Below are 26,361 nucleotides of genomic sequence, written 5' to 3' on the forward strand. Positions count from 1 at the left end.
TCGGGGGTATGGCGAGGCGGATCGCGGGCTTGGGGTCGGGCATCGGATTCTCCATGGTGTCGGTGATGGTGGTCGGGTCGGCGGCGCCGGCCCGCTAGGGGGGATGCACCTGGAACGTGAGGAGTATGGCGAGGCAGTGCCCTGGCTCAGTCATCGGCGATCTCCATGACGAAGGCGGGATCGAAACCGGCGTTCTCGCCGGGATAGCCGCGTCCGTTGCTGACCAACCTCGTCCCGCCGCGCCGCAGATTCATGGAGTGATGGGTGTGGCCCGAGACCCAAGCCGCGGGACGGTGACGGTCGACCAGCGGCAACAGCTCCGAGGCATATGCGGCGCTCAGAAGAGAGCGCTGATTCACCGGCGAGACGGCTTCCAGCGTCATGCCGTGGTGGGACACCACGATGACGGGCCCCGGGTGGCTCTTCGCAAGCTCGGTCTCCAGGAAGTTGCGTGACCGCAGATGCAGCGCCGCCGCCTCCTCCGGCCGGAACCTGGCCCAGGGGTTCCGGCGCCACGCGATCCGCTTGTGGTCCATCATCGTGTCGCGCGCCGTGTGCATCGCGAGTTCGCGCAGATCGGCGCCGAACAGGCAGTAGTCGGTCCAGAGCGTGCAGCCCACGACGCGCGCCCGGCCGATCGTCACGGCGTCGTCGGACAGCAAGTGCACCCCCAACTGGCGCGCGCGGACGCGACCGGCCTCGAGCTCGGCGGCGAGCTCGCACCCGTGGTATTCGTGGTTTCCGGCGACGGTCGCCACCTCGACGCGGGGGAAGGCGTCGCGCAGCGTCTCCACGGCCCTGACCAGGCCCTTGCAGGTGTCGCCGGCGACCACGACGAAGTCGGCGCCGTCGACCGCCCGCGGCATCGCCGCGGTGCCGTAGAACTCGACGTGGAGGTCGGACATGACCTGGATCCTCACGACAGGTCCTCCCCGTCATCGCCGCGACGATGCGTGCCGGCCTTGACGATGCGGAGGCGCTCGTCGAGCTCCGGCCAGGCCTGGCGGAAATTGTGGGCCAGCCAGGACGTCGCCAGGCGGCGGCGGTCGGCGCGGTCGATCGGCATCCGGCGGATCAGGTTGGAGAGCACCAGCGTGGCGCCGGCGCTGCCGCGCAGCGCGTTGTGCAGCAGCACCGTCATCGTCAGGTCGGTGCGGATCGTGACCTGCTGGGGGATGCCCATGCTCAGAGCCAGGCCGATGGCGCTCGCGGCATCGCCGGCGATGGCCAGGCGCCATGCGTCCATGGTGGACGACGTGCGCCGCATGCACTCGTTAACGGCGGCGCGGTGATCGCGATGGAAGCGGTGCGCCGGCACGGAGCGCCACAGCAGATGTGCGTGCTCCCAATCCGCCGGCGTCTCGCCGAGGAAATGCGCCGCGATCGAACGCGGTTTGGACATCTCCAGGGCACGGGCGGTGCCGCGGGTCGGCTTCGTCTTCTTCGTTTCGGTACGCATGACATGGTTCTCCCGTTCGCGCCGAATGGCACGTTGCGGTCTTCCAGACCGCGAAGTTGGTTAGGTTCGGAATTCGGTGGGTGGGGAGCGTCCTAGAGTGGACGCTCCCCATGCCTCGCCAAGCCGGGCCGTGCCCTGCCTCGCCGGGCCACGCCCCGCCAAGCCTTGAAACTCATTCCTTGCGCTCCTCGGCCAGGTAGGTGCCGAAGGTTGGCCGCCAGTCGCCGAGCCCCTTGGTGAAGCCCGCCGTCATGAAGGTGTCGACGACCTCGCTGCGATTGAGCAGCGTAGGCAGATACATCACGTCAAATTCGACGGCCCAGTCGTCGAACCGGGCGCGCGTCCGGATGGTGCGGGCGCGTCCGACCCTGACGGTGGTCCGGAACACGAAGCGTTCGTCGGCGCCGAGCTCATCGAGGTCGCGCGGCCCGTCGTACTCCAGGATGGCCGGGCGACCGATCTGGATGCCCGCGGATGCTTCCTGGCCCTTGTTGCGTGCCCTTGCGGCGGACTTGAAGGTGCTCAAGAGCGCTTCCGCCGGGATGCACGGGCGACCTTCGAAGATCCACAGGCCGCCATGCCATTCGATCCGCGAGATTTCGAGATGGTCCGCCAGCGTCTTCGCCCTCTTCGTCGTCACCTTCGTGAGGCGCGCCCGGATCGGATCGAGCGGGTCCGCAAGGCGCGACGAATGCATCAGCAGCGGGCGCGTCCCGGTCAGGCGCATGGTGATCTTCTCGGCTTCCATCACGCCACCTCGCGGGTCGGGTCGAACAGCGGCGCGTCGATGCGGATGGTCTTCACGTCGGCGCGCAGCGGCTGCAGCAGCGCGTAGCGGCGGGCCCGCAGGAAGGACGTCACCGCGCGGTGGCAGTCCGAGCACAGCGAGGTGAGGTCGCCGTCGATCTCGTTGCCGAGACGGTCGTAGGTACGGTGATGCGATTCCAGCGTAGCGCCGTCGGAGGCCGCCGCCGGGCAGAGACGGCAAGCGAAACCTGCCGCCTCGAATTCGCGCAGCCGGACCGGACTGGTCCGCCATGCAGTGCTCTGGATGTACTCGCTATAGGTCATCGCAAATTCCCTTTCGATGGGAACAAGATGCCATCGCGATGGAGCCAAGTCAATTATTCTTCCCATTATGAGAAGAATAAGGCTTGCTAACGTTAATTTTCCTGCATAGAACTCGGGGATGACCGACGCCGAAATACCCGAACTCCTGATATCCGCTGCCATGATCCGGGCCGCACGGGGCCTGTTGAACCTGTCCCAGACCCAACTCGGCGAGACGCTGACGCCGAACGTGTCGCGGCGCACGATCTCCAAGATCGAGACTGAAACGGAAGGCCGGCCCGACAGGCGCAGGCGGGACGTCCACAAGGCGCTCCGGGCCGCGCTTGAAAAGGAAGGAATCGAATTCTTCTTCGGTGACGAGGAATACGTCGAGGGCGTCAGGCTAAGGCGCCGTCCCGAATAGATCGCTGCCGACAGACCGACCGGTGACGTCCGTCTCCCTACGGGACGTCGATCATGGTCCGGGGCGCTAGAAGCACCAACTCCCTGATCGATCTGCTTTTGACGGAGGCCTCTTGGATCTCGTTGTTGCCGCTTCATTTGCCATCGTCGCTCTGCTCTATTCGGCGGTCGGGCAGGCCGGCGGCACGGGATATGTCGCGGTCATGGGCGTTCTCGGATACGCGCCCGACGTCATCAAGCCTACGGTCCTGGCGCTGAACATCCTCGTCGCAGCCATCGGATGCGCCCGCTTTCATCGGAATGGACTGCTATCGTGGCGCGCCTGCTATCCCTTCGGTGTGCTGGCGCTTCCGTTTTCCTTCGTGGGAGGAACGCTGAACCTCCCTGCGGCGGCTTATCAGCCCGTGGTCGGCCTGCTGCTTCTGCTGGCGGCGGCGCAAATGGCGCGTTCGGCACGGCGCGCGGCGCATCTCGATCTGCAGGCGCTCCGCGAGCCGCCCTTCGGCATGTCGCTTCTTGCCGGAGCCGCCATCGGCGTGGTCTCGGGCATCACCGGCGTCGGTGGCGGAATCTTTCTCGCGCCGCTAATCTTGGCGATGGGTTGGGCGGAGACGCGCAAAGCGGCGGCGATCGCGGCGACCTTCAACCTGCTGAACTCTACCGCCGCGCTCGCCGGCGCCGCGGCAACCGTTCATGATCTGCCGGTCCAACTACCGGTCTGGTCGGCCGCCGTGGTGTTCGGAGGAGTCGCCGGATCGTGGCTTGGATCCACGCTCATACGGCCAAGCCTGATGAGGCTGCTGCTCGCCATCCTGCTCGCGCTGGCAGGCTTCCGGATGGTAGCTCACCCATGACACGGCCGCCGGTAGCCGTGATGTCGATGGAAACGCCAGGTGCGGTCAGGCGAGCGACCGTCGTGTGGCGTCCGTCGCGTGCGTCGGCAGGACGAACGTCAGCACGAAGCAGGAGAGCAGCATCACCGCTGAACCGGCGAGGCATCCAACGATGCCGCCATGATGATAGAGCACGCCGGACAACGTGATGCCGAGAAGTCGACCAGCCGCGTTGGCGGCATAATAGAAGCCGACGTCCTCCCGCCTTCTCGGATCCGGCGTATGTCAGGATCAGGTACGAATGCAGCGACGAGTTGACTGCGAAAGGCAATTCTTCGGTCGAAACACCTGACCTCGCCGGCGCAGGTGCCAGAACTCAATAACACTTGATCTGCAATCGCTCTCGAACTCACAGCGCCTTCGAGAGGCTCAACCGCTCGGAGAGCTTCTCGGCCGATTCCTTGCGCTCGCTGTAACGGTCGGTCAGGTAGCCGGAGACGTCGCGCGTCAGCAAAGTAAACTTTACTAGCTCTTCCGCAACATCGACGATGCGGTCGTAATAGGGCGAAGGCTTCATCCGGCCGTCGTCGCCGAATTGTTCGTATGCCTTGGCGACGGACGACTGGTTCGGGATCGTGATCATCCTCATCCAGCGGCCGAGCACCCGAAGCTGGTTCACCGCATTGAACGATTGCGAACCTCCACTGACCTGCATAACCGCCAGCGTCTTGCCTTGCGTCGGACGAACCGCGCCGACCGACAGAGGGATCCAATCGATCTGCGCCTTCATGATGCCGGTCATCGCGCCGTGGCGCTCCGGGCTGCACCACATCTGCCCTTCGGACCATGTCGTGAGGTCGCGCAGTTCCTGCACCTTCGGATGCTCGACCGGAGCGCCGTCCGGAAGCGGGAGGCCCGTGGGATCGAATATGCGGGTCTCGGCTCCGAAGCTCTGAAGGAGACGCGCCGCTTCCTCCGTCGCGAAACGGCTGAAGGAACGCTCGCGCAAGGATCCGTACAATAGGAGAATGCGGGGCTTGTGCATCGACGGACTTGCGCGGAGCGCATCTTGGTCCGGCACCGCGAACGCCTGCTCGTTGATGTTGGGTAGATCAGGCTTCGACAACTTCGCCGTCCTCCTTCACGAAACGGCCGATCTTCCGCGGAAGCAGGTCGAGTACCCGCTCCGAGGGACGGCATAGACGAACGCCCGTCGGCGACACTACGATCGGTCGGTTGATGAGAATGGGATGGGCCATCATCGCATCGAGGAGGGCGTCGTCCGACAGCGTCGGATCGTCCAGACCAAGTTCCGCATACGGCGTTCCCTTTTCGCGCAGCAAGGCGCGGACGCCGATGCCCATCGCCGCGATCAACTCCTTGAGCCGTTCCCGGGTCGGCGGCGTCGTCAGGTATTCGACCACGACCGGCTCCTCGCCGCTCTGCCGGATCATCGCCAAAGTGTTGCGGGAGGTGCCGCAATTCGGATTGTGATAGATGGTGATGGTCATCGGGGAAGCTCCACGCTCTTGTCGCCGGCGCGATCGCCGCCGGCTTCGTACCAATCCTTGGATGCCGTCACGATCTTCACGACGGTCAGCATGACGGGCACCTCGACCAGCACGCCGACGACGGTCGCCAGCGCCGCTCCAGAGTTGAGGCCGAACAGGCTGATCGCAGCGGCGACGGCGAGTTCGAAGAAGTTGCTTGCCCCGATCAGCGCCGCGGGTGCGGCGACGCACCAGGCCACACCGAGATAGCGGCTCAACACGTAGGCCAGTCCGGCGTTGAAGTAGACCTGGATGAGGATGGGCACGGCGAGGATTGCGATGACGATCGGCTGCGCGATGATTTGCTCGCCCTGGAAGCCGAAGAGCAGGACCAGCGTGGCCAGCAGGGCGACGAGCGACAGAGGCTGCAGGCGCGCCATCGTGCGGTCGAAGGCGCCCTGTCCGGACGCCAGCAGCGAGCGGCGCCACAACTGGGCGACGATCACCGGCACGATGATGTAGAGCGCGACGGAGAGGAGGAGCGTCGCCCACGGCACGGATACCGACGCGACGCCGAGCAGCAGTCCGACGATGGGAGCGAAGAGGAAGACCATGAGTACATCGTTCAGTGCGACCTGGCCGAGCGTGTAGTTGGGATCGCCGTTGACCAGGTTGGACCAGACGAACACCATCGCGGTACAGGGAGCCGCCGCCAGCAGGATCAGTCCGGCGATATACGATGGAATCTGGTCGCCCGGCAGAAACGGCGCGAACACATGGGCGATGAAGAAGGTGCCAAGGAGAGCCATCGAGAAAGGCTTCACGGCCCAATTGATGAACAGGGTCACACCCACGCCTCTGGCATGCTCGGTCACTTTGCCCAGCGCTCCGAAGTCGATCTTCAGCAACATTGGAATGATCATGAGCCAGATGAGGACGGCGACGGGCAAGTTGACATTCGCCACTTCGGCGCCGGCGACCGCCGAGAAGAGTCCCGGCAATGCATGACCCAATGCGACGCCTGCGGCGATGCAGAGGATGACCCAGAGGGTCAGATATCTTTCGAAGATGCTCATGGACGCTTTCGGCTCGGAATGTTCGGGGTGGTTGTGGTATCACCTCTCGTCGGCAGCGGGCTGCTAGAGACGCCAGCGAAGGCTTGGGCCGTCCTTTGTGGCCTACGCCAGTCGAATTCGTTTCCAGCGCCTCGGCTGCCGACGGCGGGCGAATGCATCACATCTCGCCGTCCGACCGCGTCAGGCACGGGATCGCTCCTTCGCCTTGGCTTTCGCCTTGGGTGGCGCGCAGCAGGACGAAAGCTGCTCGATCACCGGCGCGCAGAACTCGGCACGTCCGCCGCAGCAGTCCTGGAGCATGAAAAGGATGATGGCCTGCAGCGCGGAGATCTCGGCGCGATAGACGATCGAGCGGCTGCGGCGCTCGCTCACGACGAGCCCGGCCCTCGCCAGGATCGACAGATGCGCCGAGAGCGTGTTCTGCGGAACTTCGAGGAGCCGCGCCAGGTCGCCGGCCGGGAGACCCTCCGGTTCGTGCTGGACCAGAGTACGGAACGCTTGAAGCCGGGTGCCTTGGGCGAGCGCGGCGAGCGCGAGGACTGCTTGTTCGTTTTCCATATATCCAGACTTACGGAAATAAAGGAGCGCGTCAACCCCGCATCGGTGATAATTTCGAATATTCTAGAAATACGGTTGACTGACTGGGGCGGCGAGCTCATCTTGCCCGCATGAAGATCGAAGACGCAGCGGCCAGGCTCGAAGCGCTCGGCAACCCAACCCGCCTCCGGATCTACCGCGCGTTGGTTCGCGCCGGCCAGGCCGGGATGCCGGTCGGCCGTCTGCAGGAGAGGCTCAAGATTCCGGCCTCGACGCTCTCACATCACATCAAGGCGCTGGTGGCGGTCGATCTGATCTCGCAGGTCCGGGAATCGACGACGCTCGTCTGCCACGCGCAGTACGCCAACATGCAGGGGCTGGTCGATTTCCTGGTCGCGGAGTGCTGCGCGGACGAGAAATGCGCGGATACGCAGTCGGCCGCCTGATCGGGCTTCGCGCGTAATTTCGATGATACTAGAAGGATCGGAGAATAACATGTCGAAGACCGTAGCGATCATCGGGGCCGGCCCCGTGGGACTGGCGGCGGCGGCTCACGTCATGGAGCGCGGCATGATGCCGATCGTGCTGGAAGCCGGCCATACCGCCGGCGCCTCCGTGCGCGAGTGGGGGCACGTGCAGCTCTTCTCGCCCTGGGAATACAATATCGACAAGGCTGCGGCCCGCCTGCTCGAGCCGACGGGCTGGAACTCTCCAGACCCGCGCGTCTATCCGACGGGAGCGGAGCTCATCGAGCGCTATATCGAGCCCCTCGCCACGCGAACCCCGCTGCGGGACGTGATCCGGACGGCGAGCAGGGTCGAGGCCATCGGTCGGGTCGGTTTCGACAAGGCCAAGTCCGCCGGCCGGGAAACGGCGCCGTTCGAGATCAGGTACCGGAACGGCAAGGGGCCGGAGACCCTCCTCGCCGATGCGGTGATCGACGCATCCGGATCCTGGTCGTCGCCGAACCCGGCCGGCGCGAACGGGCTTCCCGCGGCCGGCGAACGCGAGTTCGCAGACCGGATCGCCTACGGAATGCCGGACGTGCGCGGAACTGCGCGCGGGCGCTACGCCGGCAAAGCGGTGGCGGTGCTCGGCGCGGGGCACTCGGCGATGGGCACCCTGACGGAGCTCGCGCACCTTCGCGCGGACGTCCCCGGTACGCGGGTTATCTGGCTGTTGCGCGGGAACGACCCTTCCAAATCCTACGGGGGCGGAGCGAACGACAAGCTGGCCGCCCGCGGCGAGCTGGGCACGACCTTCGCTTCGCTGGTCGCGTCAGGCCGGATCGAGCTTGAGCAAGGATTCGCGGTCTCGCACGTGACCTCATCCGGAGACCGCCTGCGCATCGGAGCCGGGTCCGCTTGCTGCGGCCGGCACGTGGTCGTGGACGAACTCGTCGTCGCGACCGGCTTCCGTCCGGACCTGTCGTTCCTGAGCGAACTGAGGATCCGCCTGGATCCCGCGATCGAGGCGCCCGTCGCGCTCGCGCCGCTGATCGATCCCAACGAGCACTCCTGCGGAACGGTAAGGCCTCACGGCGCGCGCGAACTCGCGCAGGACGATCCGGGGCTCTACATCGCCGGCATGAAATCGTACGGTCGGGCACCGACCTTCCTCATGGCGACCGGCTACGAACAGGTCCGCTCGATCGCCGCGGACATCGCCGGCGACCGTGCCGCGGCCGAGCGGGTCGAACTCGAGCTGCCCGAGACCGGCGTCTGCACGCGCGGGGGCGTCGAGAGCGGCGTCGCCGAGGCAACGTCGTGCTGCGGGACACCGGCCCCGGCCCCCTCCACCGGTTGTTGCGGTCCGCGCCCATGACTGGCGTCCGGACGTCGATCGTAGGCACCGAACCTTCACGGTCGTTCCGCGAATGAGGTGGCACGGCGATCTTCAGGGGAAGCCTGCCATCTTGGCCATGTGCGTCGGCCAGTTGGGCAACCTGCTGCCGCATGTCGCCGTGCCATCGATACTGGCGCAATTTCTGATTCCGGAATGGGGCCTGACCGGCACGTCCGCGGGCTTGCTCGCCGGGAGCTTCGCGGCCGGCTACATGCTGGCCGTCCCGGTATTGTCCACGCTGACCGACAGGATCGACGCGCGTCTGATCCTGATCGCCGGCTCGGCGCTCAGCTCGGTCGCGACGGTCGCCTTCGGAATGTTCGCGAACGGCTTCTGGTCGGGAGCGGCGATCTGGGCCTTGGCCGGGATCGGCTTCGCCGGCGCCTACATGCCCGGCCTGAAGGCCCTGACAGACCGGCTTGAACCCGGCGCCTCCTCGCGCGCGGTCACCCTGTACACGTCGAGCTTCTCGCTCGGCGTCGGGCTGTCGTTTCTGGTCTCGCAGATCGTGGCGGAGCAATTCGGCTGGCGCGCTGCGTTCTACGCCACCGCTCTCGGGCCTTTGGTGATGATGGCCGTCTGCCTGTCCCTGACGCCCGTCACGCCCAAGGCCACCACCACCAAGCTGCTCGCGTTCGGACCGGTGCTGCGGAACAAACCCGCCATGGGCTACGTACTCGGCTACGGAGCGCACTGCTTCGAGCTCTACGGCATCCGGACGTGGCTCGTCGCCTTCTGGACGTTTGTCGTCGCTCACAATGGCGGCGCCGGCGTCCTGACGCCGGTTGCCGTGAGCTTCGGATTCTCCCTCCTGGCGATGCCTTCCAGCATCATCGGGAACGAACTCGCGCTCCGGTTCGGCCGCCACCGCGCGGTCTCGGTCGTCATGATCGTGTCGGCTTGCGTCGGGCTGTCCATCGGCGCGCTTGCCGGGGCTTCGCCCTATGCCTTGCTTCCCCTCCTCATCCTGTACGCGGTCACCGTGCCGGCCGATTCCGGCGCGCTGACCGCAGGCATGGCGATGTCCGCTCATCCGGAGAGCAAGGGCGCGACCATGGCCGTCCACTCGACCGTCGGCTTCGGTCTGTCCGCGCTCGGGGCCTGGTGCGTCGGAGCCGCGCTCGACGCGTCTGGAGGCCCCAACGTGCCGTCCGCGTGGTTCGCGGCATTCGCGGTGCTCGCGGCCGGCATCCTCATCGGTCCGCTGGCTCTGAAATGGTCGCGAGTCGCTCCAACCCCGACGACATCGTCTCTTGATCCGGACTCCATGAAATGACCGATCGCCAGCTTCCCATCATCCTGTCGCTCGGAACGACGCAGACGCTGGCCTGGGCATCCAGCTACTATCTGCCGGCCATCCTCGCCGATCCCATCGCGCGGGATCTCGGCATATCGAGCAACTGGTTCTTCGCGGCATTCTCCGCGTCGCTCGTCATCTCAGGATTGCTGGGACCCCGTGTCGGCCGACAGATCGACCGCGTCGGCGGCAGGCAGGTCCTGTGCGCCTCCAACCTGCTATTTGCCGGCGGCCTCGCGCTGCTCGGGCTGGCATCCTCGTTGTGGATGCTCGGCCTCGCCTGGTTCCTGCTCGGCATCGGAATGGGACTCGGTCTCTACGATGCGGCGTTCGGCGCCCTCGGGCGCATCTTTGGAAACAAGGCCCGGCGCCCGATCACCGGCATCACGCTGCTCGCGGGGTTCGCCAGCACGATCGGATGGCCGTTGAGCACGCTGGGCCTCGATACGATCGGATGGCGCGGCACCTGCTTCGCTTGGGCGGCCGCTCACATCGTGATAGGGCTGTCGCTCAACATGCTCTTCCTTCCAAAGACCGAGCGCGTGGTCCGCAGCGAGGCGGAGGCGCCGGCTGCGAAGCCGCACGTCGCGATCGACGGCACGATGATCCTGCTGTCCTTCGCGTTCGCCGCGGCTTGGACCGTCACGTCGGCGATGGCCGCGCACCTACCCCGGATCGTCGAGAGCTTCGGAGCCACTCCCGCCCAGGCCGTCTTCGCGGGAATGATGATCGGACCCGCACAGGTGGCCGCACGCATCGTCGAGGCAGGGCTGCTGAACCGCTTCCATCCGCTCTTCTCGACGAGCCTCGCCTGCATCACGCATCCGATCGGGGCCGGCGTCATCGCCCTGTTCGGAGGGGGAGTGGCCGCGGCATTCGCGCTTCTGCACGGTGCCGGCAACGGCATCCTGACGATCGCCAGAGGCACCCTGCCTCTCTCGATCTTCGGTCCAGAGAATTACGGCTATCGACTCGGACTGCTCGGGGCACCGTCGCGCATCTGCCAGGCCCTCGCTCCCGTCGCGTTCGGCGTGCTGATCGAGATCATGAGCGGGCGGGTGCTGATCATCACCTCGCTGCTGAGCCTCGCCGCACTGTCCGCCCTTCTCCTGCTGTCGAAGCGTCCCCGCCCCGCAGGCGAGACGGCCGCAGCACGCGCGGGCTGAAGGTGGTCGCGGCGATCGATGGCCAAGGCCGGACCCAAGGAGCATGCCTCCAGGCTGCCTGAGATAGACCCGGGCCGGTGGCGCGGCGAGATCCTCGGACGCTGCACCGTCAATTTCGGGCACATCGTCCAGCCCGGCGAGCCGCGCCGGTCGGTCGAGTTCACCTACATGGTCATGCCGGCTGCGTTCACCGGCCCCGGCAAGAGGTTCGTGTGGCCAGGCGCGATCATGATCTTCGCTCCGACACCCATGCAGCCCGAAACGCCGGATTCGGGATACCTGTTCGCGACGGAACGGCTGCCCTCGCTGCACGTGTCGCTCTCGGTCACGCGCGCGCAGTTCTCCGACATGTTGCCGAGACTCGAGGCCGGACGGCTCAAAGATTTCCGTTTCGCCGTCGAGACGAAGGTCGAGGAAACCTGGCCGATCTCCAGTTGGGGGATGTCCACGGACGCGAGCGATGAAGCGATCTGATCGAAGGGCTTGCAACCTTCGACTAGCGTGCGGCCTCGATCTGACGTTGGTCTGTCGAATATTCGGCCCACGCTTGTCGCAGTATCTGGAACGACGACGTGAGGAAGATACCCGCCATTACGGCGGCGACTGCCAAGTCGGGCCACGCACTGGAAGAACCCCAGACGCCCAGCGCAGCGAACATGACGATGACGTTCCCTATCGCGTCGTTGCGCGAGCAAAGCCAGACCGAGCGGACGTTGGCGTCGCCGTCCTTGTAGCGCATCAGCAGGAGCACCGAAGCGAGGTTGGCCGTCAGTGCCAACATGCCGATGCCGCCCATGACCTCGGCACTGGGGATGCCCAAGATGAGCGTGTTGTAAACGGTTGATCCGAAGACCCACAGCGCCATGATGCTGAGCGAGAGCCCCTTGAAAAGTGCCGCCATCGACCGCGTCGGGACACTCGATCCAATGACTGCGAGGCTCAGACCGTAAGTGATCGTATCACCGAGGAAGTCCAGGGCGTCCGCCTTCAAGGCCTGTGAGCCGGCAAGCTGTCCGGCAGCCATTTCAACGAGAAACATGACGCCGTTGATGGCTATCACTGTCCAGAGGACGCGCTTGTAGCGCGGGTCTACGCCATCGAAGACCGGCATGCCGCCAGAGCACCCGCAGGCTTGCGATCCGCAAGAACTCTCCATGGACGGCTTCGGAGCCTCTTTCGCGAAGTCGATCGGCGGTGGTTGGCAGCAGCTATCGCTGGAGCAGCAGTTGGACATCGGTCTTCCCTTCGAAACGCCATAAGCGTACAACCTCTAGCGACTAGAGGTTCAAGGAAAAAATGAACTACGGGATCGGAGAAGCGTCGCGGGCGACGGGTATCAAGGTGCCAACCATCCGCTACTACGAAGGGGTCGGATTGCTGTCCCCTCCGACGAGAAGCGAGGGAAAGCAGAGGCGCTATCAACCCGCGGACATCGCACGGCTGAACTTCATTCGCCACGCGCGCGATCTCGGCTTCGAGATCGGCGATATTCGAGAGCTCCTGACGCTCAGCACGCGGCCCGATCAGTCGTGCGATCAAGTCGACGTCATCACGCGCCGCCATCTGTCCGATGTGGAGCGGCGCATCGCCCAGCTCTCGGCTCTCCGTGTCGAACTGCTTCGGATGGTGAACGAGTGCACACACGGTAGAATCTACGAATGCCGAGTCATCGAATCCATTCAGGAAGCAGGTGGCGCATAGGTCTTCGACCTCATTTGGAGTGTGGCACGAAGGCCTCCCGCGGCGACTGAGCGATTGTCGCCAAGTTGACCCAGGAGCTCGAGGCGCAAAAGAAGATCCTTACGTGCGCGCTGAACGGTGGCCGTGCGTCAAGTCGGGCGCCTAAAGTCCTGCGGACCTCAGGCGCAGCGCATTGCCCACGACCGTCACCGACGAGAGCGCCATCGCCGCGGCGGCGATGATTGGCGACAGCAGCATCCCGAAGGTCGGATAGAGCACCCCGGCCGCGATCGGAATTCCTGCGGCGTTGTAGACAAACGCGAAGAACAGGTTCTGCCGGATGTTGCTCATGGTCGCCTGCGAGAGCCGGCGGGCGCGGACGATGCCGTTGAGATCGCCCTTCAGTAACGTGACGCCCGCGCTCTCCATGGCCACATCGGTGCCGGTGCCCATCGCGATCCCCACGTCCGCGGCGGCGAGAGCGGGCGCGTCGTTGACGCCGTCGCCGGCCATCGCGACGATGCGCCCCGCCTTCTGCAGCTTCGTGACGACCGCGCTCTTCTGGTCTGGCAGCACTTCGGCCTCGACCTCCGAGATGCCGAGGCGCCGGGCGACCGCATCGGCGGTGGTCCGGTTGTCGCCCGTCAGCATGATGACCTTGATGCCTTCGGCCGCCAGCGCCCTCAGTGCGTCCGGTGTGGTGGCCTTCACGGGGTCGGCGATGGCGAAAATCCCAGCGAGCCTGCCGTCAACCGACATGTTCACCACCGTTGCGCCTTCGCCGCGCAAAGTCTCCGCCGCGCCTTCCATGGACGAGGTTTCGACGCCGGCGGCGTTCATGAATTTTCCGTTGCCGAGCATCACGGCCAGGCCGTCCACGCTGCCGGTCGCCCCCTTGCCGGTCGGAGAATCGAAGTCCGTGACGGGCGCGAGGTCGACGCTTCGCTCCTTGGCCGCGTTAACGATCGCGTCAGCCAGCGGATGCTCGCTCGAGCGCTCCACGCTCGCGGCGAGCCGCAGTATTTCGTCTTCCTGGAATCCTTGGGCCGGCACGATCGACACGACCTTGGGCTTGCCTTCGGTGAGCGTGCCGGTCTTGTCGACGACGAGCGTGTCGATCTTCTCCATGCGTTCCAAGGCTTCGGCGTTCTTGATCAGGACGCCCGCGGCGGCGCCGCGGCCGACGCCGACCATGATCGACATAGGCGTCGCGAGGCCGAGCGCGCACGGGCAGGCGATGATCAGGACGCTGACCGCGGCGACCAGGCCGAACGCGAGACGCGGCTCCGGGCCGAACCACGCCCACGCCGCGAAAGCCGCGACGGCGACCACGATCACCGCCGGCACGAACCATCCGGCCACCTGGTCGGCGAGGCGCTGGATGGGCGCGCGCGACCGCTGGGCCTGCGCGACCATCTGCACGATCTGCGACAGCAGCGTGTCGCGGCCGACCTTTTCCGCCCGCATGACGAAGCCGCCCGACTGGTTCAGCGAGCCGGCGACGACCTTCGCCCCCGGCTCTTTGGTGACCGGCATGGATTCGCCCGTGACCAGCGATTCGTCGATGGAGGACCGTCCCTCGATCATGATTCCGTCGACCGGGACCTTCTCGCCCGGGCGCACGCGCAGCCTGTCGCCGACGTGCAGGCTGTCCAGCGCGACCTCATGGTCCTCGCCCGCGTCGTCCACCAGCCTTGCGGTCTTCGGGGCGAGGTCGAGCAGCGCCTTGATGGCGCCCGACGTCGCCTCCCGGGCGCGCAATTCGAGGACCTGGCCGAGCAGGACGAGGACGGTGATCACGGCAGCCGCCTCGAAATACACCGCGACGGCACCGCCATGTCCTCTGAACGCCGGCGGGAAAACTCCCGGCAGCACCGTGGCCACCAGGCTGTAGACGTAGGCGACGCCGGTACCCATGGCGACAAGGGTGAACATGTTCAGATTGCGGGTGACGAGCGACTGCCAGCCGCGCACGAAGAACGGCCATCCGGCCCACAGGACAACGGGCGTCGCGAAGGCGAGCTGGATCCAGTTCGACAAGGTCGGATCGACCAGACCGTGACCGCCGACGAGATGGCCACCCATCTCCAGAACGATCGCCGGGGATGCCAGCGCAAGTCCGACCCAGAACCGCCGCGTCATGTCGGCGAGCTCGGGGTTCGGGGCATCGTCGAGCGACACCACCTCGGGCTCAAGCGCCATGCCGCAGATCGGGCAGCTACCCGGCCCGACCTGCCGGACCTCCGGATGCATCGGACAGGTGTATACCGTTCCCGCGGGCACGGAGGCCTCCGCTGCAGCCTTCCGGGACGGGTCGAGGTAGCGCTCCGGATCGGCCGCGAACTTGGTGCGGCAGCCCGCCGAGCAGAAATGATGCGTCTCGCCGGCGAGTGCGAACCTGTGCGGGGTCGTAGCGGGATCGACGGTCATGCCGCAGACGGGATCGATGGTGCCGGCGGCGGCGTGGGCATGATCCCTACGGGAATGATGGCCGTGATTGGCGTGCCCGGCCCCGCCGCAGCAGGCTCCGGCGCCAGGCGCAGCCGCTTCCGCCAGAAAGGATTCGGGCGCGGCGGCGAACTTGGCTCGGCAGCCCTCCGAGCAGAAGTGGTACCGCTGGCCGTCGTGTTCGAAGGTGTGCTTGGCTGTGGCCGGATCGACCGACATGCCGCATACCGGATCGACCGCTTTGCCAGTACCGGCTTGATCCGCATTGCCGCTTCCATGTGCTTGGGCGGCGTCATGCGCTCCGCCGCAGCAGCCGGATGCCGCCTGGGCCGTCTCCTTCTTGGAGCCACAACCGCAATCGCCCGAACCCTGCTTCTTCGCATCCGACATGCCATCCTCCAGCAAGACCAAAACCCATACCCTGTAGGGGTATATGAAACGGTCGGACGGAGAAATCAAGGCGGTCCCGAGCAAATCCCGAAAACAGCCGATAAACCTCGAACGCAACGCATGTCACTGCCACACACGGGCTGCGAAGATTCCGTGGGTGGACGGGGATCGGAAGAGAGGCGCCCAGCGCAAGCCGTCAACTTGCCGCTTGCAACCCTTACCCAGTAGGGGTATCATGGCGTATGCGCGCAGACATCAAGTCATCGGTGAAGAAACGCCTCGGCAGGATCGAAGGGCAGGTCCGTGGTCTGTCGAAGATGGTCGACGAGGACCGCTACTGCATCGACGTCGTCACGCAGATCTCCGCCGTCCGCGCCGCGCTTCGCCGCGTCGAGGAAGAAATTCTGAAAGATCACGTGTCGCATTGCGTCGAACACGCCATCGCCAGCGGCGACAAAGACGAGCAGCGGCAGAAGATCGCCGAACTCATGGCGGTGGTAGGCAGGGCGGAACGATGAGAGTGTCTCCTTTTTCATTCTTGGCGTCGCTCGTTTTCGCGCATATGGTGCCGGGATCGACTCGCGCGTTCGAAGGCAATCGATAGGCAATGCTCGTTAGGCTCACCAGGAACCAGCGGAAGAAGGCGGGGTGGATCGTCGCCATCGTCTATCTGCTGTGCGTCATGGCGCCGACACTGTCCTACGCCCTGCCCGGGCAGCATGCCGTCGTCGACTGCATGACCATCGAGGGCGTCGCATCGGGATCGATGCACATGCACGGGCAGCCTGATACTGCGGGAGACCGCACCGGAGCCCAAGTGTCCGGCGACGCGTCGATCCAGGATTCCGGCCATGACGCGCATGTGCGGATGGCGTCCATGTCAGACGACGACGCCTCCATGTCCGGGGCGATGTCCGACGAGGAAGCGCCAATCAAGAAGGGACCGCACACGACCAGCGGTCAGTGCTGCGCTCTGATGTGCATCGGTGCGATGCCAGCGACCATCGCGGAAATCGCGTCGCCTTCCGTGCCTACGCCCGTCCGCGCGACGACGGAATACCGCGCCACGGCCGACAACGCGCCGGACGTCCACTACCGCCCCCCCATCGCCTGATCTGACCGTTTAGATGCGGCGTCGCCCCCGGGGAGGGTGCGCGCGCCTGTGATCCATCGTCAGTTCAGGAAACAAGCATGTTCGCGCATATTGGGGCGAAGATCGCCGCCGTTCGCTCGGTGGCAACGAGACTATTCGACAGGAGAAAGTGGGCATTCGCCGCAGCAGCGGCCGGGACGCTGGCGCTCGGAGGTTGCCTTCCGGTGACCGTCCCGATGCGCGCCGACCCGGCCGATCCGACGGTCCCCGTGGCGCCCGTGAGCTACCGCTCGACGGTGGCCCCGTACGCGTCGATGCGCCCGGTGTCGCCATCCGGCTGGAGACAGCGGAACGACGATGTCTCTCCCGCCTCCAAGTCCGGAAGATAGGAGGGCGGCATGTCGAACATGAAAACATCGCCGCGCATCGATCGCCGGTATCGGAGCCTGTTGCGCTCGGGCTCGGCCGTGATCGCGCTCGTTCTTCTCGCAGGTTGCGCCAGCTTCTCGCCTGACAAGGGCATGAGTGTGGTCGCCGGCGTGGCGGACGCGGCGATCCGCAAGGACGTCATCGCCATCCGGTCCGAGGACGACGCGCGCTTCGCCGAGGAAACCGTGGCGAAACTCAAGTCGCGGGTGCTGACGGTCGAGTCTTCCGTGCAGATAGCGCTCCTGAACAATCGCGGCCTTCAGGCTGCCTATAACGAGCTCGCGCTCGCCGAAGCCGACATGGTGGCCGACAGCCTGCCGCCCAATCCGTCGTTCTCCGTGTCGCGGAGCGTCAGCGGCGGATCCGTCGAGGTGTCGCGGCAGGTCGCCGGCGACATCCTCGCGATCGCCACGCTGCCTTTCCGTTCGGAAATCGCCCGGGAGCGCTTCAAGCGGGCGCAGCTCGCCGCCGCCGAACAGACGCTCCGTCTCGCCGCGGACGTCCGCGACGCCTTCTACCGCGCCACCGGGGCGAACGAGCTCGTTGCCGTCCTGACGGAAGCCAAGACGATCGCCGAGACGACCGCGCAGCTCGCCACCAAGCTCGGAGAGACGGGCTCCCTGAACAAGCTGGATCAGGCGCGCCAGCAGGCGTTCTACGCCGAAACTACGGCCGATCTGGCGTCTGCCAGGCAGGACGCCTCAAGCTCGCGCGAGCGGCTGATCCGCCTTCTCGGCCTTTGGGGCCGCGACACGGACATCAGGATTCCCGGCCGGCTTCCGCAGCTTCCCCGCAGACCCGACACGTTGCCGCTGATCGAGGTCCAGGCGGTGGAGCGCCGCCTCGATCTGCAGATGGCGCGGATCGACCTGCTCGCGCTCGCCAAGTCGCTCGAGCTCACGCAGGCCACGCGCTTCGTGACGCTGCTCGACATGTCCGCGTCGCAGAGCAAGGAGCTAGGGACGCCGAACCGCAGCCGCAGCGTCGGGATCGACTTCCAGATCCCGATCTTCGACGGCGGCGAAGTGCGCGTTCGGCAATCGGCTGAGATCTACAATCAGGCCTTCAACCTGCTGACGGAGAAGGCGGTCAACGTCCGCTCCGAGGCGCGCGACGCCTTCCGGACCTACCGCTCCGCCTACGATATCGCGCTCCAGTATCAGCGCGAGGTCCTTCCGCTCCGCAAGGTCATCTCCGACGAACTGCAACTGCGCTACTCGAGCATGCAGATCGACGTGTTCGCGCTGGTGGTCGAAGCCACGGCGCGCATCGCGGCCCAACGCGCCGGCGTCGCCGCCAAGCGCGATTTCTGGCTCGCCAATTCCACTTTGCTGACCGCCGTGAACGGAGGCGGACGCGGCGAATCCCAATCCCAGACGACAGGCACGACGACCGCGCAGGCGTCGGCCGGCGGAGGTCAACGATGAGCGAACCGATCCTTTCTCGACGCAACTTCCTCGGTACCGCGACGGCACTCGCCGGTGCCGCGGCGATCTCGGGGCGCGCGCAGGCGGCGTCCATTCCGGAAGCGCCGACGATGGAGAAGACCTCCATGCAGCCGCCGCTGCATCCCTCGTCCGGTCCCGACTACAATCCCGTCGTGACCCTGAACGGTTGGACGCTCCCTTGGCGCATGAACGGCGACTGGAAGGAATTCCACCTCGTCGCCGAGCCGGTCGAGCGCGAGTTCGCCGAAGGCATGAAGGCGCACCTCTGGGGCTACAACGGCCAGTCTCCGGGTCCGACGATCGAATGCGTCGAAGGGGACAAGTTGCGGATCTTCGTGACCAACAAGCTGCCGGAGGCGACCACCGTGCATTGGCACGGCGTCATCCTGCCTTGCGGCATGGACGGCGTCGGCGGCCTGTCGCAACCGCACATCCCCGTCGGAAAGACCTTCGTCTACGAATTCGAGATGAAGCATAGCGGCACCTTCATGTACCACCCGCACTCGGACGAGATGGTCCAGATGGCGATGGGCATGATGGGCATGATCGTCGTGCATCCGCGGGACCGCAGCTTCCGAGCCGTCGACCGCGATTTCGTCTTCATCATGAGCAGCTACCTCATCGACCCCGGCACGTTCCTGCCGAAGGTCACCGAGATGACCAACTTCAACATGTGGACGTGGAACAGCCGCGTGTTTCCCGGAATCGACGTCATGCCGGTGCGGCTCGGCGACAAGGTGCGCGTACGGATCGGCAACCTGACCATGACCAACCACCCGATCCATCTGCACGGACACAAGTTCGCCGTGAGCTGCACCGACGGCGGATGGGTGCCGGAAAGCGCCGCGTGGCCGGAGACGACGACCGACGTGCCGGTCGGCGCCATCCGCGCATTCGACTTCCTCGCCGACAATCCCGGCGACTGGGCGTTCCACTGCCACAAGTCCCACCACACCATGAACGCCATGGGGCACGACATGGTGAACCTGATCGGCGTGTCGAAGAAGGACATCGCGAAGGCGCTCGGCAAGGTTGCGCCCGACGGCATGGCGATGGGATCGACGGGCATGGCCATGGGCGAGATGGAGATGCCCATGCCCGACAACACGCTGCCGATGATGACCGGCAGCGGCCAATTCGGGCCGATCGAGATGGGCGGCATGTTCACCGTCGTCAAGATCAGGGACGGGCTCGCGCGTGACGACTACCGGGATCCGGGTCCCTATCAGTTCCCGAAGGGTACCGTCGCCTGGGAAGTGCAGACGCCGCAGGCCACTCCCGCGCGTCAGGACGGCGGAAAGCCGCCCGCCAAGCAGATGCCGAAGACGATGAACCACAAGGGAATGAAGGGGATGTGATGGTCCGCCCGGATAAAAAGGAGACACTTATGAGAAGACTGAAGGTTTCGGTGGTGGTCGTCGCGGCAGCGCTCGCCTCCGCGGGTACGGCGCTCGCGGCCGGCGAGCACGCCGGTCACGCGCAGCATGCCGAGACGTACGCGACCGGCGAGCCCGGCGACGCGAAGAAGGCTGCCCGCATCGTTCAGGTCTCGCTGACGGAAGCGAACGGCAAGATGCTGTTCGTCCCGGCGGAGATCGAGGTCCGCAAGGACGAGCAGATCCGGTTCGTGCTCCGCAACGGCGGACAGCTCGACCACGAATTCGTCCTCGGGACGACCGAGGAGAATCTGAGGCACGGGGCATCCATGGCGAAGAATCCCGACATGGAGCACGACGACCCGAACGCCAGAAGGCTGGCTCCGAGCAAGACGGGCGATCTCGTCTGGCGGTTCAGCAAGGCGGGCGAGTTCGAATACGCGTGTCTCATACCCGGCCACCGCGAAGCGGGAATGGTCGGTACCGTCGTCGTCAAATAGCAATCGAAAGGAAGAAAGATGATCAAGACCAACAAGCTCGCCGCGGCCGTCGTCGCTCTCTCGCTTCTCGCTCCTTCTCTCGGCCTCGCGCAGGAGGCGATGGTCGCCGGCGAGGTCAAGAAGGTCGACGAGGCGGCGAAGAAGATCACGCTCAAGCACGGCCCGATCAAGAACCTCGGCATGGACGAGGACGGCATGACGATGGTCTTCAAGGTGCAGGATCCGGCGATGCTCAAGCAGGTCAAGGCCGGCGACAAGGTGCAGTTCGTCGCCGAGCGCGGCAACGACGGCATCGCAATCACCAAGATCCAGAAGAGCAAGTGAGCCTGCTGCGGCGTCCCCGGCCACCGAGGGGACGCTGCAGACGTCGCCGACCGGCGGAGGGGACATCATGGCTTTCGAAGCGGAAGTGCGGACGACGGGGCGCGGTCAGGCCGATGACGTTCTCGTCTTCGACCGCGCGGCGGACCGGCTGACGGGCGCGGGCGCCGCGGAGCGGATGGCCTTCGCGGTCCTCCGCCTCGGCTCGGTGCTGACGATGCCCTTCGGGCATCGCGGCTATCGGCTCGGATGCGCGGTCGTCGCCGGCGGCATCAAGACCCGCGACGTCAGGGTTCGGCTGAACGGCGACGCCGTGTTCTCGATTCCCTTCGGCGACGGCTATTGGAGCCGTCTCCTCAATCCGGCCTACCGTTACGAAGACGAGATCGAGATGTTCCTCCGCGAAGTCTCGGACATCGACTATGCTTTCGTCGATTGCGGCGCCAATTTCGGCTACTGGTCGGTACTCGTCTCGAGCAGGCCCTTCGGCTCCAAGCAGGCCCTCGCCATCGAGGCCGCGCCCGCCAACATGCGGCGCCTGGCGCTGAACTACGCGCTCAACGGCGGCCGGTTCGAATGCCTGCATGCCGCGATCGGCAGCTCGGAGGGTCTCGTCCGGATCGTGGGCGACCGCCACGAGGCGCTCGCGACCGAGGAGACGGACACGGCCGACGGATCGGTGCGAAGGGTCTCGCTTGACGGTCTCGCGGCCGCCGGAGCCATCGAGCGCGGCAGGCCCGTCGTGGTCAAGCTCGACGTCGAGGGCGTGGAGATCGACGCACTCGAAGGCGCGCGGAGCCTCATGGCCGCCGACGCCCTGTTCGTCTGCGAGGAGCACGGCAACGATCCCAACCACACTGTGTCTAGACATCTGCTCGGCAGCACCCCTTTGGCAGTCCACGCGTTCGATCCAACCGCCGGCCGGTTCGTCGCCGTGAACGACCCCTCGGTCCTGGACGGGATCAAGCGGCATCCGTGGGTCGGCTACAACGTGTTCGCCACGGCGAGCCCGATGTGGCGCGACGCTCTGGACCGGATCAACGGGAGGTCCGCATGATCGCGTTGCCCTACGACTACTACTTGATCGCCTGGTTCGTCGTGGCCGCCGCGTCCGCGGCCTACGTCGCCTACGACCAGTTCGCCGGCAATCCCGAGCCGACGGTGATGAAGTGGGGCTTCATCCTCGTCACGCTGTACATGGGTCCCTTCGGTCTCCTGCTCTACGTGCTCGCCGACAAGGAACCGCGTCCGGGCGAGCATGAGAGCTTCACGGCGCCGCTGTGGAAGCAGGGCGTCGGCAGCACCATCCACTGCGTCGCAGGCGACGCGACGGGCATCATCCTGGCGGCGGTGGTCACCGCCTCGCTCGGATTGCCGATGTGGATCGACCTCGTCGTCGAGTACGTGGCCGGCTTCTCGTTCGGCCTCTTCATCTTCCAATCGCTGTTCATGAAGAAGATGATGGGCGGCACCTACTGGGAGAACGTGCGGAAGAGCTTCACGCCCGAATTCATCAGCATGAACGCCATGATGGCCGGCATGGCTCCCACCATGAGTCTGCTGATGATGGGACGTGACATGCGGGCGATGGACCCGCTCGAACTGGTCTTCTGGGGCGTGATGTCGCTGGGCGTGATCGTCGGCTTCGCGACGGCCTATCCGTTCAACGTCTGGATGGTGAAGAAGGGGATCAAGCACGGACTGATGACGGTGCGCGCCGGACACGGAAACGGCGGCCATGCCGAGCACCAGTCAGGTCATTCCGGACACGACGGAGCGCACGGCGGGGGCGCCGACAAGGGCGGACACGCAATGGCGGGCGAAGCGACGCGGCCTCAACTGGCGGCGTTGGCCGGCGTCACCGGGTTCATGCTGGTTTCCGGAATGGTCCTTCCGGGCTTCTCGGTCAACCTGTTCCTGAGTGCCCGCGATGTGGACGGCGCGATCATGCCGCCCGGCATGATCAACACGTTTGACCTGCCGGGCGAGGCCATGAAGGACATGGCGGCGGTGAAGCCGAGGCAGGTCACGTTCGAGGCGGCGCCGGACGCGAAGGGCGACCGTGTCCTGCAGCCGCGCATAGAAAACGGCGTGAAGATCTTCGATATCGAGGCATCGATCATACGCTGGAACATCCTGCCGGACGTCGCCGTCGAGGCCTACGCCTACAACAGACAGATTCCGGGCCCCCGTCTGCAGTTGACCGAAGGCGATCACGTGCGGATCAACTTCCGGAATGCATTGCCCGAGAGCACGACAGTGCACTGGCACGGGCTCATCGTTCCGAACGAGATGGACGGGCCGGCGAACGTCACGCAGAAGCCGGTGCCGCCGGGCGGCACCTATACCTACGAATTCGATGTCGGCCAGAGCGGCACCTATTTCTACCACAGTCACGATCATCCCGACCGCCAACAGGGCCTCGGTCTCTACGGCGCCATCCTGATCGCACCCAAGGATTCGAGCGCGGAAGTCAAAGCCGACCTCGACTACACGATCCAACTTCAGGAATGGCTCAAGAGGGAATGGCGGACGTTTCCGGCCATGATCATGGAAGGCGCGCTGCCGAACTACTTCACGATCAATGGCAAGGCCTATCCGTCCACCGACACGGTCGACATGAAGGTCGGGCAGACGATCAAGCTGCGCTTCATCGGGACGAACAACAACTTCGTCCATCCGATGCACGTGCACGGCGGCCCGTTCGAGGTCGTCGCCGTCGACGGCGTCACGCTGAACCAGAGCGCGCGATACCAGGCGGACACGGTCAATGTCGGACCGGGTCAGCGCTACGACGTCGTCTGGACCGCCAGAAGGCCCGGCAAGTGGCTCGTCCACTGCCACATCCCGCATCACACCGCCAACAACAACGTCGAACGCGACGGCGGCGGAGGCCTGATGCTCGTTCTCGACGTGAAGTGACGTCCGGACCGATCGATCCATCCATCACTTCGACCCAAGTCAAGCCAGAGGACCACCAATGCCCAAGACCATCATCGCAGCCGCCGCCTTCGTGGCGGCCACGCTCGCAACCGGCGCGGCGCTCGCCCATCCGGAATTCCAGTCGGCCGAGCCGCCTGCCGGAAAGACCTCGGCCGCACCGAAGCAGATCCGCATCCTGTTCAACGAAAGCGTCATTCCGCAGTTCTCCGGCATCGAGCTGAAGGATCAGGCGGGCAAGCCCGTCGCGACTGGCAAGACGACCGTCGATCCGGCCAACAAGAAGTTGATGATCGTTCCGCTGAAGGACCAGTTGGCGCCGGGCGACTACAAGGTCGAATGGCACGCGGTGTCGGACGACACCCACAAGGTCAAGGGCACGTACTCCTTCGGCGTGGCGCGCTGATGATCGAGTTCGGTCTCGTCCTGTCCCGCTTCCTCCACTACATCGCGACGACGTCGCTCGCCGGGGCGGCATTCTTCCCTCTGTACGCCTATGCGGGGACGGAGCCCGAAAGGCTGGCCCGTTGGCGTGGCAGGGTGCTGGCCTGGTCGGCCGTCCTCGCGCTCGCCGCGGGGCTCGGTTGGTTCGCCTTCGCGGTGGCCAACATGAGCGGAGCGCTGACCGACGTCGCCGACACGGAGGTCGTCGGCGCCGTCGTCCGCGAAACCGGCTTCGGTGCCGTATGGACGGCTCGCACCGCCATCGCCGTCCTGCTCGTCGGTCTCACGCTGCTGCTGCCGTCGCGGACGTCCGTTGGCCGGGATCTGCTGACCTCGTTTCTCGCAGCCGGACTCCTCGCCTCCCTCGCCGGAGCCGGTCATGCGCAGATGGAGGAAGGCTGGCCCGGGGCGCTGCACGTCGCGGCGGATGCGGCCCACCTCCTCGCCGCCGGTGCGTGGCTCGGAGGCCTGATCCCTCTTGGATTCATTCTGCTGGGCTACGACGGCAGGAGGACGGACGGCGCTGCGCTCGACGTCGACGGGGTGCTGATGCGCTTCTCCGGCATGGGCTACATCGCCGTCGCGACGCTGGTTGGAACGGGTCTGGTCAATAGCTGGTTCCTGGTCGGGTCCGTCTCCAGCCTCCTTGCCAGCGCCTACGGATGGATCCTCATCGTCAAGCTGGCGTGCTTCGCCGGAATGCTGGGTCTGGCGGCGGCGAACCGCTTCTGGCTGGTGCCCGCGCTCGAGGCCGCCGGTCGGAAGGCACCGCCTGAGAGCGCCGTCTGGAAACGTAAGCTGCGAATCCACGTGCTGAGCGAGCAGGTCCTCGGTCTGTTCGTCCTGTTGTGCGTGAGCATCATCGGCACGATCCGGCCGGCGATCGGACAGTAGGGACGTCGAACGGGACGCCGAGCGCGTCCCGTTCGACGCAGGAGACCACGATGAGCACTTCGACCGACAAGCCTGCCGACACCCGCGACCTCCGCCTCGACCTGTTCCGCGGTCTCGCGAACTGGGCGATCTTCCTCGACCACATTCCGAACAACGCCATCGCGTGGCTGACGACACGGAACTACGGCTTCAGCGACGCCGCCGACATCTTCGTTTTCATCTCGGGATATACGGCGGCGTTCGTCTACGCGCGGAGGATGGAGGTGCAGGGCGTCGTCGCCGGCGCCGCTCTCCTGCTGCGCCGGGTGTGGCAGCTCTACGTCGCCCACATTCTCCTATTCGTGTTCTACGCCGCGGCGATCGGCTTCATCGCCCAGCGCGGACATTCTCACCTGCTCGACGAGTTCAACGTCAAATGGCTCATCGAACAGCCGGTGGCGACACTGACGCAGGGACTGGCCTTGAAGTTCAAGCCGCTGAACCTCGACGTGCTGCCGCTCTACATCGTGTTGATGGCATGCTTCCCGCCGTTGCTGGCGGTCATGAGGCGCTTCCCCGATCCGGCGCTGGCGGCATCCGCCATCCTCTACCTGACGGCCCGTTGGCTGGGATGGAACCTGCCGGCCTGGCCGTCGGGCGACTGGTACTTCAACCCCTTCGCCTGGCAGCTTCTCTTCGTCATCGGAGCGTGGGTCGCGATGGGCGGCGGCGGTCGGGTGAAGGCGGTCGTCCTTTCGGCGCCGATGGTCGCGCTAGGCGCCGCCTATTTGGCCTTCGCGATGGCCGTCACGCTGGCCGTCCGCATCGACGCGACGTGGATATTCCCGTCCGCGCTGATCGATCTGTTCGACCCCAACGACAAGACCAACCTGGCACCCTACCGGATCCTTCACCTGCTGGCGCTCATGATCATCCTGGTACGTCTCGTTCCAAAGGACTCGATCGTCTTGCGCTCCGCCATGGCGAGACCGCTCGTCGTCTGCGGACAGCGTTCGCTGGAGGTGTTCTGCGTCGGTATCTTCCTGTCGTTCGTCGGTCACTTCATCCTCGAAATGTGGTCGAACGCCTTCGTCACCCAGGTCGCCGTGAGCCTCGCCGGCATCTCGCTGATGACCCTCGTCGCCTCATACCGGACCTGGTCCCGCGCTTTGGATTCCCGGCCTGCCTCCCGTAGACCGCCGCGCGCCGGACGCGCCGAAGAAGGAATGACGAGATGAAGGGG

At 65.6% G+C, this 26,361-nt stretch carries 30 protein-coding genes; 20 read left to right on the top strand and 10 right to left on the bottom strand.

Translation table 11 applies throughout. The features are described from left to right. Window positions 1–146: 146 nt before the first annotated feature. From E0H22_RS02350 to E0H22_RS02365, 4 genes are all read right to left on the bottom strand, one after another. Window positions 147–905 (bottom strand): metallophosphoesterase, encoded by a 759-nt coding sequence (locus E0H22_RS02350; RefSeq protein WP_233024162.1) that lies wholly within the window; start codon window positions 903–905, stop codon window positions 147–149. Window positions 906–916: 11 nt separating this feature from the next. Beyond that, window positions 917–1,459 (bottom strand): hypothetical protein, encoded by a 543-nt coding sequence (locus E0H22_RS02355; protein ID WP_233024163.1) that lies wholly within the window; start codon window positions 1,457–1,459, stop codon window positions 917–919. A gap of 172 nt (window positions 1,460–1,631) precedes the next feature. Continuing rightward, window positions 1,632–2,207: a hypothetical protein gene (locus E0H22_RS02360; protein WP_233024164.1), complete on the bottom strand. Its 576-nt coding sequence runs from the start codon at window positions 2,205–2,207 to the stop codon at window positions 1,632–1,634. After that, entirely contained in the window at window positions 2,207–2,530 is a 324-nt protein-coding gene (locus E0H22_RS02365) for a hypothetical protein (protein ID WP_233024165.1), read from the bottom strand. The genes E0H22_RS02360 and E0H22_RS02365 overlap by 1 nt, the downstream gene beginning before the upstream one ends. Window positions 2,531–2,648: 118 nt before the next feature. Between E0H22_RS02365 and E0H22_RS02370 the strand changes: the two genes are divergently transcribed. Together E0H22_RS02370 and E0H22_RS02375 are read left to right on the top strand one after the other, a co-directional pair. After that, complete coding sequence (locus tag E0H22_RS02370) at window positions 2,649–2,933, top strand: helix-turn-helix domain-containing protein (protein WP_233024166.1); 285 nt, start codon at window positions 2,649–2,651, stop codon at window positions 2,931–2,933. 112 nt (window positions 2,934–3,045) lie between these two features. Then, complete coding sequence (locus E0H22_RS02375; RefSeq protein ID WP_233024167.1) at window positions 3,046–3,786, top strand: sulfite exporter TauE/SafE family protein; 741 nt, start codon at window positions 3,046–3,048, stop codon at window positions 3,784–3,786. Between the two features lie 388 nt (window positions 3,787–4,174). Here the strand turns inward: E0H22_RS02375 and arsH are convergent, their stop codons facing one another. The 4 genes from arsH to E0H22_RS02395 all read right to left on the bottom strand — a co-directional run bounded on the left by arsH (window position 4,175) and on the right by E0H22_RS02395 (window position 6,889). Then, on the bottom strand, window positions 4,175–4,891 hold the full coding sequence (gene arsH, locus E0H22_RS02380; RefSeq protein ID WP_283818781.1) for an arsenical resistance protein ArsH: 717 nt from the start codon (window positions 4,889–4,891) through the stop codon (window positions 4,175–4,177). Continuing rightward, window positions 4,878–5,276, bottom strand: a complete 399-nt coding sequence (gene arsC, locus E0H22_RS02385) for an arsenate reductase (glutaredoxin) (protein WP_233024168.1) — start codon at window positions 5,274–5,276, stop codon at window positions 4,878–4,880. Before arsC ends, arsH begins: the two co-directional genes overlap by 14 nt. Next, window positions 5,273–6,331, bottom strand: a complete 1,059-nt coding sequence (gene arsB / locus E0H22_RS02390) for an ACR3 family arsenite efflux transporter (RefSeq protein ID WP_233024169.1) — start codon at window positions 6,329–6,331, stop codon at window positions 5,273–5,275. The genes arsC and arsB overlap by 4 nt, the downstream gene beginning before the upstream one ends. Window positions 6,332–6,511: 180 nt before the next feature. Continuing rightward, on the bottom strand, window positions 6,512–6,889 hold the full coding sequence (locus tag E0H22_RS02395) for an ArsR/SmtB family transcription factor (RefSeq protein WP_233024170.1): 378 nt from the start codon (window positions 6,887–6,889) through the stop codon (window positions 6,512–6,514). Between the two features lie 110 nt (window positions 6,890–6,999). On the opposite strand from E0H22_RS02395, the gene E0H22_RS02400 reads away from it, so the two are divergent. The 5 genes from E0H22_RS02400 to E0H22_RS02420 all read left to right on the top strand — a co-directional run bounded on the left by E0H22_RS02400 (window position 7,000) and on the right by E0H22_RS02420 (window position 11,650). Next, the gene (locus tag E0H22_RS02400) at window positions 7,000–7,314 is read left to right on the top strand and encodes an ArsR/SmtB family transcription factor (protein ID WP_211911374.1); all 315 of its coding nucleotides are present in this window, start codon (window positions 7,000–7,002) and stop codon (window positions 7,312–7,314) included. A gap of 49 nt (window positions 7,315–7,363) precedes the next feature. Then, window positions 7,364–8,692 carry an NAD(P)-binding domain-containing protein gene (locus E0H22_RS02405; RefSeq protein ID WP_233024171.1) on the top strand — a complete coding sequence of 443 codons (1,329 nt, stop codon included), beginning with the start codon at window positions 7,364–7,366 and terminating at the stop codon, window positions 8,690–8,692. A gap of 97 nt (window positions 8,693–8,789) precedes the next feature. Beyond that, window positions 8,790–9,989 (top strand): MFS transporter, encoded by a 1,200-nt coding sequence (locus E0H22_RS02410; RefSeq protein WP_233026071.1) that lies wholly within the window; start codon window positions 8,790–8,792, stop codon window positions 9,987–9,989. Continuing rightward, entirely contained in the window at window positions 9,986–11,176 is a 1,191-nt protein-coding gene (locus E0H22_RS02415; protein ID WP_233024172.1) for an MFS transporter, read from the top strand. The genes E0H22_RS02410 and E0H22_RS02415 overlap by 4 nt, the downstream gene beginning before the upstream one ends. A gap of 18 nt (window positions 11,177–11,194) precedes the next feature. Beyond that, the gene (locus tag E0H22_RS02420; protein ID WP_233024173.1) at window positions 11,195–11,650 is read left to right on the top strand and encodes a hypothetical protein; all 456 of its coding nucleotides are present in this window, start codon (window positions 11,195–11,197) and stop codon (window positions 11,648–11,650) included. Window positions 11,651–11,672: 22 nt separating this feature from the next. Here the strand turns inward: E0H22_RS02420 and E0H22_RS02425 are convergent, their stop codons facing one another. Continuing rightward, window positions 11,673–12,332 carry a cation efflux transmembrane domain-containing protein gene (locus tag E0H22_RS02425; RefSeq protein WP_233026073.1) on the bottom strand — a complete coding sequence of 220 codons (660 nt, stop codon included), beginning with the start codon at window positions 12,330–12,332 and terminating at the stop codon, window positions 11,673–11,675. Between E0H22_RS02425 and E0H22_RS02430 the strand changes: the two genes are divergently transcribed. Both E0H22_RS02430 and E0H22_RS02435 read left to right on the top strand, forming a co-directional pair. Continuing rightward, entirely contained in the window at window positions 12,286–12,435 is a 150-nt protein-coding gene (locus E0H22_RS02430) for a hypothetical protein (RefSeq protein ID WP_233026624.1), read from the top strand. The two genes, E0H22_RS02425 and E0H22_RS02430, sit on opposite strands and share 47 nt — an antisense overlap. A 37-nt stretch (window positions 12,436–12,472) precedes the next feature. After that, window positions 12,473–12,877, top strand: a complete 405-nt coding sequence (locus E0H22_RS02435) for a MerR family transcriptional regulator (RefSeq protein ID WP_233024174.1) — start codon at window positions 12,473–12,475, stop codon at window positions 12,875–12,877. Window positions 12,878–13,018: 141 nt separating this feature from the next. On the opposite strand, the gene E0H22_RS02440 is transcribed toward E0H22_RS02435, so the two are convergent. Continuing rightward, window positions 13,019–15,523 (bottom strand): heavy metal translocating P-type ATPase, encoded by a 2,505-nt coding sequence (locus tag E0H22_RS02440; RefSeq protein WP_233026075.1) that lies wholly within the window; start codon window positions 15,521–15,523, stop codon window positions 13,019–13,021. Between the two features lie 413 nt (window positions 15,524–15,936). Here E0H22_RS02440 and E0H22_RS02445 point away from each other — a divergent pair, with 413 nt between their 5' ends. The 11 genes from E0H22_RS02445 (at window position 15,937) to E0H22_RS02500 (ending at window position 26,356) form a co-directional block, all read left to right on the top strand. Further along, window positions 15,937–16,212 carry a metal-sensitive transcriptional regulator gene (locus tag E0H22_RS02445; RefSeq protein WP_233024175.1) on the top strand — a complete coding sequence of 92 codons (276 nt, stop codon included), beginning with the start codon at window positions 15,937–15,939 and terminating at the stop codon, window positions 16,210–16,212. Window positions 16,213–16,301: 89 nt separating this feature from the next. Continuing rightward, window positions 16,302–16,808, top strand: a complete 507-nt coding sequence (locus tag E0H22_RS02450) for a hypothetical protein (protein ID WP_233024176.1) — start codon at window positions 16,302–16,304, stop codon at window positions 16,806–16,808. Between the two features lie 386 nt (window positions 16,809–17,194). After that, a complete protein-coding gene (locus E0H22_RS02460; RefSeq protein ID WP_233026076.1) occupies window positions 17,195–18,643 on the top strand; it encodes a TolC family protein in 1,449 nt (482 codons plus the stop codon). Window positions 18,644–18,651: 8 nt separating this feature from the next. After that, complete coding sequence (locus E0H22_RS02465) at window positions 18,652–20,022, top strand: multicopper oxidase family protein (RefSeq protein ID WP_233026077.1); 1,371 nt, start codon at window positions 18,652–18,654, stop codon at window positions 20,020–20,022. Between the two features lie 29 nt (window positions 20,023–20,051). Beyond that, complete coding sequence (locus E0H22_RS02470) at window positions 20,052–20,540, top strand: cupredoxin domain-containing protein (RefSeq protein ID WP_233024178.1); 489 nt, start codon at window positions 20,052–20,054, stop codon at window positions 20,538–20,540. Window positions 20,541–20,558: 18 nt separating this feature from the next. Next, window positions 20,559–20,864 carry a copper-binding protein gene (locus E0H22_RS02475; RefSeq protein ID WP_233024179.1) on the top strand — a complete coding sequence of 102 codons (306 nt, stop codon included), beginning with the start codon at window positions 20,559–20,561 and terminating at the stop codon, window positions 20,862–20,864. A 67-nt stretch (window positions 20,865–20,931) separates the two neighbouring features. Beyond that, the gene (locus E0H22_RS02480; protein ID WP_233024180.1) at window positions 20,932–21,918 is read left to right on the top strand and encodes an FkbM family methyltransferase; all 987 of its coding nucleotides are present in this window, start codon (window positions 20,932–20,934) and stop codon (window positions 21,916–21,918) included. Next, entirely contained in the window at window positions 21,915–23,783 is a 1,869-nt protein-coding gene (locus E0H22_RS02485) for a DUF4396 domain-containing protein (RefSeq protein ID WP_233024181.1), read from the top strand. Before E0H22_RS02480 ends, E0H22_RS02485 begins: the two co-directional genes overlap by 4 nt. Before the next feature lie 58 nt (window positions 23,784–23,841). Further along, window positions 23,842–24,207, top strand: a complete 366-nt coding sequence (copC, locus tag E0H22_RS02490) for a copper homeostasis periplasmic binding protein CopC (RefSeq protein ID WP_233024182.1) — start codon at window positions 23,842–23,844, stop codon at window positions 24,205–24,207. Continuing rightward, window positions 24,207–25,139, top strand: coding sequence for a copper homeostasis membrane protein CopD (gene copD / locus E0H22_RS02495; protein ID WP_233024183.1), 933 nt, complete (start codon window positions 24,207–24,209; stop codon window positions 25,137–25,139). Before copC ends, copD begins: the two co-directional genes overlap by 1 nt. Before the next feature lie 50 nt (window positions 25,140–25,189). After that, window positions 25,190–26,356: an OpgC family protein gene (locus E0H22_RS02500; protein WP_233026078.1), complete on the top strand. Its 1,167-nt coding sequence runs from the start codon at window positions 25,190–25,192 to the stop codon at window positions 26,354–26,356. Window positions 26,357–26,361 lie beyond the last annotated feature (5 nt).

The organism is Rhodopseudomonas boonkerdii, assembly GCF_021184025.1.
In the GTDB taxonomy this organism is placed as follows: Bacteria; Pseudomonadota; Alphaproteobacteria; order Rhizobiales; family Xanthobacteraceae; genus Tardiphaga; species Tardiphaga boonkerdii.